We start from the raw sequence: 6,840 nt of genomic DNA, 5'->3' as shown, positions 1-6,840 counted from the left end.
CCGCAGGCGGCCAGGCTCAGGACCATGGCCAGGGCCAAAAGCAGAGTCATAAACTTCTTCATGATACAATCATCCTTTTCATCCAAAAGTCTTTGCCCGGCGGACCGGGCGCTGGGTTTCAAAGCTCCGGGGGAGTTTCCCCGCAGGCTGTGGCTACCTTAACACGGACTCGCCCGTCTGTCAATACTTTTTCAGAACCCTTGCATATTTATTTGGCGCATTTCTCCAGAATCGCCGAAAAATTCCGGATCAGACCCTGCCCTTTGTGCATTTTTCAGGCCTAATGTTCGGACAAGTGTGAATATCTGGATGAATATTCATTATGAGACAGGCCGCCGATCCGGCGCTTCCCGGCATTTTGCCCACGGAAAGGGGGGATTTTTTGATCAGTTTTCCCGATTCCGACAGTTGCGAAGCGGCGGAAAATGTGATACCATGCAGGGAAGACAAATGACCGCAATGGACGGACTGAACGCCGCCGGGGGGCGGCCCGTGATGGAGGATGCGATGGCAAAGACGATCAAATACTACATTGTGGCGGCGGAGGCGNTGCCGGAGATTTTCGTCAAGGTGGCGGAGGCCAAGCGGTTGATGCAGACCGGCGAGGCGGACACCGTGGGCGCGGCCACAAAGCAGGCGGGCATCAGCCGCAGCGCCTTCTATAAATACAAGGACTCCGTCCAGCCCTTCAACGACATGAAGGCGGAGCACATCATCACCTTCTACGCCATGCTCAAGGACGTGGCGGGGGTGCTTTCCGGCGTGCTGGCGCGGTTCGCCGCCTCCGGGGCCAATATCCTGACCATCAACCAGAGCATTCCCACCAACGGCTGCGCGGCGGTGACTATCTCCGCCGAGACCAGCGGTCTTTCGGAGTCCCTGGAGCAGCTGATGGGGGACGTGACCGCCTTGGAGGGCGTGCTGAAATTCGAGATATTAGCGGGTTGACAGAGAGGTTTTCGAGATGATACAGATTGCGATTCTGGGCCTTGGCACCGTGGGCACCGGCGTTGCCAAGGTGGTGGCGGAGAACGCCCGGCAGATCGAGCGGAAGCTGGGGGAACCCTTACAGGTGAAAAGCGTTCTGGTCCGGCGCTTTAAGGACGGGCCCTACCGCCAGCTGATGACCGACGACTTTAAGAAAATCGAGGAGGACGACGCCATCCGGGTGGTGGTGGAGACCATCGGCGGGGTGGAGGCGGCTTACGAATACACAAAGCGGGCCCTGTCCGCCGGGAAGCATGTGGTTACCGCCAACAAGCAGCTGGTGGCGGAGAAGGGCTGTGAGCTGCTGGCCCTGGCCCGGCGGAAAAACGTCAGCTACCTCTTCGAGGCCAGCGTGGGCGGCGGCATTCCGGTGCTCCACCCCCTGACCCAGTGCATGGCGGCCAACCGCATCGACGAGGTCTACGGCAGCTTAAACGGGACCACCAACTATATCCTCACCCGGATGGTCCGCACCGGGGCCTTCTTCTCCGACGCCCTCCGGGAGGCCCAGGCCAAGGGCTACGCCGAGGCGGACCCCACCGCCGACGTGGAGGGCATCGACGCGGGGCGGAAAATCTGCATCCTGGGAGATTTGGCCTTCGGCAGCCAGATCGACCCGGAGCGGGTGCCCATGGAGGGCATCAGCAAGCTGAGNCTCCGGGATGTNAAAATCGCCCAGCGGGCGGGCTACCGCATTAAGCTGCTGGGCCGGGCGGCGCGCCTCCCCGGCGGCGGGCGGACGGCCTATGTGGNCCCGCATTTCATTCCCGAGGACAACCCCATGGCCAATGTGGAGGACGTGTTCAACGCCGTGATGGTCCGGGGCAACGCCACCGGCGAGGTGATGTTCTANGGCCGGGGAGCCGGGGAGCTGCCCACCGCCTCCGCCTGTGTGGCGGACGTGATGGAGTGCCTCCAGGCCAGTCCCAAGCGGGAGGAGATCGGCTGGTCGGCGGACGCGGCGGGCTTCCAGGACCCGTCGGTTTTGAAGATGCGGCACTATTTCCGCATCGAGGGCAGCCTCACCGACGCGGCCCTGGCCTTCGGGCAGGTGGAGGTCCTCAGCGAGGACGGCGAGACCGCCTTTTTGACCGACCCCCTCAGCGGGGACGAGGCGGCCCAGCAGTCCCGATCCCTGAACGTGCTGGCCTGTATGCGGGTATTGGACGGCTGANCCGGCGCGCGGCCCGCCGCATAGGATAGAGCGGGGAAGAAGGCCCTTCCCCCGTCCAACCTGATTTCAAGCGGAAAAGGAAGATAGATTCATGAGTTTGATCGTACAGAAATTCGGCGGCAGCTCCGTGAGGGACGCCCAGCGTATCCAAAATGTCGCCCGAATCATCGCGGAGGCCTATGTAAAGGGCAACGATGTCATCGTGGTCCTGTCCGCCCAGGGGGATACCACCGACGACCTGATTGAAAAGGCGAAGGAGGTCAACCCCAACGCCTCCAAACGAGAGCTGGATATGCTCCTTTCCACGGGGGAGCAGATTTCCGTGGCTCTTTGCGCCATGGCGCTGGAGGCCATGGGCCTGCCCTGCGTGTCCCTGGCGGCCTGGCAGGTGGGCATCCAGTCCACCACCGTCCACGCCGACGCCCGCATCAAGCGCATCGACGCCGAGCGCATCCAGGCGGAGCTGGACCANCACCGCATCGTCATCGTCACGGGCTTCCAGGGCGTGGACCGGAACGGGGACGTGACCACCCTGGGCCGGGGGGGCTCCGACACCAGCGCCGTGGCCCTGGCGGCGGCTTTCCGGGCGGACCTGTGCCAGATTTACACCGATGTGGACGGCGTCTATACGGCGGACCCCCGCCTGGTCCCCACGGCCCGGAAGCTGGAAGAGATTACTTACGACGAGATGCTGGAGCTGGCGTCTCAGGGGGCCCAGGTGCTCCATAACCGCAGCGTGGAGCTGGCGAAAAAGTTCNGAGTGAATTTGGAAGTGCTTTCCAGCCTGGAGCGGAAGCCCGGCACGAAAGTCAAGGAGGTTACAAAAGTGGAAAAGACCAACATTGCCGGCGTCGCCAAAGACACCAGCATCGCCCGGGTGGCCCTGGTGGGNCTCCNGCACAACCCCGGCGTCGCCTTCCAGGTCTTCGACCTGCTGAGCAAACACAACATCAATGTGGACGTGATTCTCCAATCCATCGGCCGGGAGGATACCAAGGATATCACCTTCACCATCCACCGGAAAGACCAGCAGGAGGTGGAGGGCATCCTGAACGAGCACAAGGAAGCCCTGCGCTTTGACCACATTGAGGCCGACGACCGGATCGGAAAAGTCTCCATCGTGGGCGTGGGACTGATGAGCAACTGCGGCGTGGCCGCCAAAATGTTCGAGGCCCTCTATGAGGCGGGCATCAACATCCAGATGATCAACACCTCGGAGATCCGGGTCTCCNTCCTNCTGNANGAGACGGACGTGAACCGGGCGGTCCGGGCCATCCACGACAAGTTCTTCGACGAGCTGTAATTCGCGTCCGGCGGGGGGAATTCGATTCCCCTCGCCGGAGGCTGTTTTTAAAATAAAGGAGGAGCAACCATGAACNCCATTGTCACCGTCCTGGGGCAGGACAGGGTGGGCATCATCGCCGCCGTCTGCAACCGCCTGGCAAACTATAACGTCAACATTCTGGACATCTCCCAGACCATTCTCCAGGGGGCCTTTACCATGGTCATGGCCGTGGACGTCAGCCAGTCCACCGCCNGCTTNGGNGAGCTGGGGAAGGGCCTGAACGACCTGGGGGCGGAGCTGGGCCTCTCCATCCGCATTCAGCGGGAGGAGATTTTCAACGCCATGCACAGCATTTAAGGAGGGAACCCCATGCTGAATCAGAANGANCNNNTCTCCNCCATNGAGATGATCGACCAGCAGCACCTGGACATCCGCACCATCACCATGGGCATCTCCCTGCTCTCCTGCTGCGACCCGGACCCCAAGCGGGCCTGTGAGAAGGTCTATGAGAAGATCTGCCGCTGCGCCGAGAACCTGGTCAAAACCGGCCAGGACATTGAGGACGAGTTCGGCATCCCCATTGTGAACAAGCGCATCTCCGTCACCCCCATGGCCCTGGTGGCCGGGGCCAGCGAGACGGAGGACTATGTGCCCTTCGCCCTGGCTCTGGATAAGGCGGCCCAGAGCTGCGGCNTGNACTTNATCGGGGGCTACTNCGCCCTGGTCCAGAAGGGGATGACCCAGGCGGACGAGCGCCTCATCCGCTCCNTTCCCGAGGCCCTGGCCCGGACGGAGCTGGTCTGCTCCTCCGTCAACGTGGGCTCCACCCGGGCGGGCGTCAACATGGACGCCGTGGCTCTCATGGGCCGAATTGTCAAGGAGACCGCGGACCGCACGGCGGACCGGGACGGCCTGGGCTGCGCCAAGCTGGTGGTGTTCTGCAACGCCGTGGAGGACAACCCCTTCATGGCCGGGGCCTTCCACGGCGNCGGANAGGCGGAGAAGGTCATCAACGTGGGCGTCTCCGGGCCCGGCGTTGTCTGCCACGCCCTCCAGGCCGTTAGGGATAAGCCCCTGGACGTTGTGGCGGAGACCATTAAGAAGACCGCCTTCCGGGTGACCCGCATGGGCCAGCTGGTNGCCCAGGAGGCCANCCGGCGGCTGGACACGCCGTTCGGCATTGTGNATTTGAGCCTGGCCCCCACCCCCGCCGTCGGGGACAGCGTGGCCCGGATTCTGGAGGANCTGGGCCTGGAGGTCTGCGGCACCCACGGCACCACGGCGGCCCTGGCCATGCTGAACGACGCGGTGAAAAAGGGCGGCGTCATGGCCTCCTCCAGCGTGGGGGGCCTCTCCGGGGCCTTCATCCCCGTCAGCGAGGACGAGGGCATGATTGCCGCCGCCCGCTCCGGGACCCTCTGCATCGACAAGCTGGAGGCCATGACCTGCGTCTGCTCCGTGGGGCTGGATATGATTGCCATCCCCGGGGACACCCCGGCGGAGACCATCGCGGCGATCATCGCCGACGAAGCGGCCATCGGCATGGTGAACAACAAAACCACCGCCGTGCGCATCCTCCCCGCGCCGGGGAAGGACGTGGGGGGCACCATTGAGATGGGGGGCCTGCTGGGCAGCGCCCCGGTGATGCCGGTCCACCGGGAGTCCTCCGCCGCCTTTATCGCACGGGGCGGACGGATTCCCGCCCCGCTGCACAGCCTGCGGAATTGAAAAAAGGGCCGCGCCGCTATAACGGCGCGGCCCTTTATGGTTTTTCCGCCAGCCGGACGGACAGCACGGTGGCCGCGTTGGATTCCACCCCGTTCAGGATAAAGCCCGCCAGGTCGCAGGCGTAGACGCGCCCCCACGTCTTCAGCTTCTTCTCCGCTATGTGCCGCGCCAGGGCGGCGTAGCCCTGGGTGAGGTCCCAGCGGCCCCGGCAGCAGAGAAGGAGGTAGGTCCCGGCGGGCTTTTCCCAATAATAGGGGCAGTCCGTTCGCTCCGCCAGGCGCATGGTGAGATGGCTGACGGTGCCCGGCCCCGCCGGTTCCCCGGGGCGGTGGATGGCCCCCAGCCGGTAGTCCGTCCGCAGGCCGTACTCCCGGCAGAGGGTCCGGCAGCGCTCCAGCACGGTCATCAGCATGGCATCCTCTTCCGCGCCGGGGTCCATCAGGCCCTCCAGCTCCTCCGCCGGGAGGGCCAGCAGATGCTCCGCCTCGAACCGGGCCGTCCGGGGGACCAGATCCGGCTCCGCCCCCAACTCCAGGCCCCCGATCATGCCGGAGAGGACGAACTCCATCTGCTCCAGCTTCCGCCGCTCCGCCTCCAGCCGCCCCCGCTGCTCCCGGAGGCGCTCCAGGGTTCCGGCGGCGTCCTGCCCCCGGAGGCAGCGGCGGATCTCCTCCAGGGGCGTGCCCGTCTGGCGGAAGATGGCGATGGCGTAGTAGTCATAGAACTGTTCCGCGTCATAGTAGAAATACCCGTTTTCCCCCCGGTNGGCCGGGAGCAGCAGACNCAGGTCCTTGTAGTGCCGCAGGGTCTCCTTGGTTGCGCCGCACAGGGCGGCGAAGTCCCCGGAGGTCAGACGGCCCGTTTTCCGCTCCATAAAATATTCCTCCCCAAATGGCAAATCCCCTCTTGACTGTGTGGCGGCCACACGGTTTATGATACCTCACACAAGGAATTTTTACAAGCCTGAACGGCAGACTAAGGCGAAAGGAACATGGAGGTATCATGATGAATTTTGGATGCAGCAGCTTTTCCTGGGAGACGGCGGACGGGCGCCACCTTCTGGGCCGGACCTATGACCAGTTCGGGGACCTGAAGGCGAACCGCGTTCTCGCCGTCCCCGCCGGGATTCCCTGCGCCCCCGGGCTCCGGGCGGGGCGGGAGGACCCCCGGGGACGCTACGGGTATACCGGCATGGCGGTGCTGGGCTTTGGGGAGCCTATTTTGGTGGACGGCGTGAACGCCGCCGGGCTTATGGGGGCCCTGCTCCACTACCCGGAGTACGCGGCCTATGAGGAAGCCGCCGAGCCGGGGAAGACGGCGGTCCATCCCGGCCGCCTCCTGGCCTGGCTCCTCAGCCGGTGCGGCTCTTTGGAAGAGGCGGTGGAAGCCCTGGACGGCCTCACCCTGGTGGACGAGCTCATCCAGGGAAAGCCCCTGCCCGCCCACTATATCCTAAGCGGCAGGACCGGCGAAACCCTCATCCTGGAGCCCGATCAAGGCGGCCTGTCCGTCTACCGGCGGACCGCCGGGGTGCTGACCAACAGCCCGGACTACCCGTGGCATGAAACCAATCTGCGGAATTACGCGGGCGTCACGAACCTGCCCCTGTCTCTTACACCCATCTCCGAGCCCACGAGACGGATTCCTTTTTCGTATGCCGTCTCCT

General features: G+C 64.1%; 5 protein-coding genes and 1 pseudogene. 5 read left to right on the top strand and 1 reads right to left on the bottom strand.

Features of this window, described 5'->3' with window-relative positions:
- The first annotated feature begins 450 nt into the window (after window positions 1–450).
- The 5 genes and pseudogenes from JX325_RS11090 to JX325_RS11070 all read left to right on the top strand — a co-directional run bounded on the left by JX325_RS11090 (window position 451) and on the right by JX325_RS11070 (window position 5,174).
- The gene (locus JX325_RS11090) at window positions 451–948 is read left to right on the top strand and encodes an ACT domain-containing protein (protein ID WP_307819270.1); all 498 of its coding nucleotides are present in this window, start codon (window positions 451–453) and stop codon (window positions 946–948) included.
- 16 nt (window positions 949–964) lie between these two features.
- Window positions 965–2,161, top strand: coding sequence for a homoserine dehydrogenase (locus JX325_RS11085; RefSeq protein ID WP_204791188.1), 1,197 nt, complete (start codon window positions 965–967; stop codon window positions 2,159–2,161).
- A gap of 91 nt (window positions 2,162–2,252) precedes the next feature.
- Window positions 2,253–3,464, top strand: a complete 1,212-nt coding sequence (locus tag JX325_RS11080) for an aspartate kinase (protein ID WP_204791187.1) — start codon at window positions 2,253–2,255, stop codon at window positions 3,462–3,464.
- A gap of 69 nt (window positions 3,465–3,533) precedes the next feature.
- Entirely contained in the window at window positions 3,534–3,803 is a 270-nt protein-coding gene (locus JX325_RS11075; protein ID WP_204791186.1) for an ACT domain-containing protein, read from the top strand.
- Window positions 3,804–3,815: 12 nt separating this feature from the next.
- A pseudogene (locus tag JX325_RS11070) lies at window positions 3,816–5,174 on the top strand (PFL family protein).
- A 34-nt stretch (window positions 5,175–5,208) separates the two neighbouring features.
- Here the strand turns inward: JX325_RS11070 and JX325_RS11065 are convergent.
- Window positions 5,209–6,048, bottom strand: coding sequence for a MerR family transcriptional regulator (locus JX325_RS11065; protein ID WP_204791185.1), 840 nt, complete (start codon window positions 6,046–6,048; stop codon window positions 5,209–5,211).
- Window positions 6,049–6,840: the final 792 nt, after the last annotated feature.

This window comes from Oscillibacter sp. CU971, assembly GCF_905219725.1.
Classification (GTDB): Bacteria; Bacillota; Clostridia; order Oscillospirales; family Oscillospiraceae; genus Oscillibacter.
The sequence above is the reverse complement of the archived record's forward strand: the minus strand, read 5'-3'. Positions and strand labels throughout refer to the sequence as shown.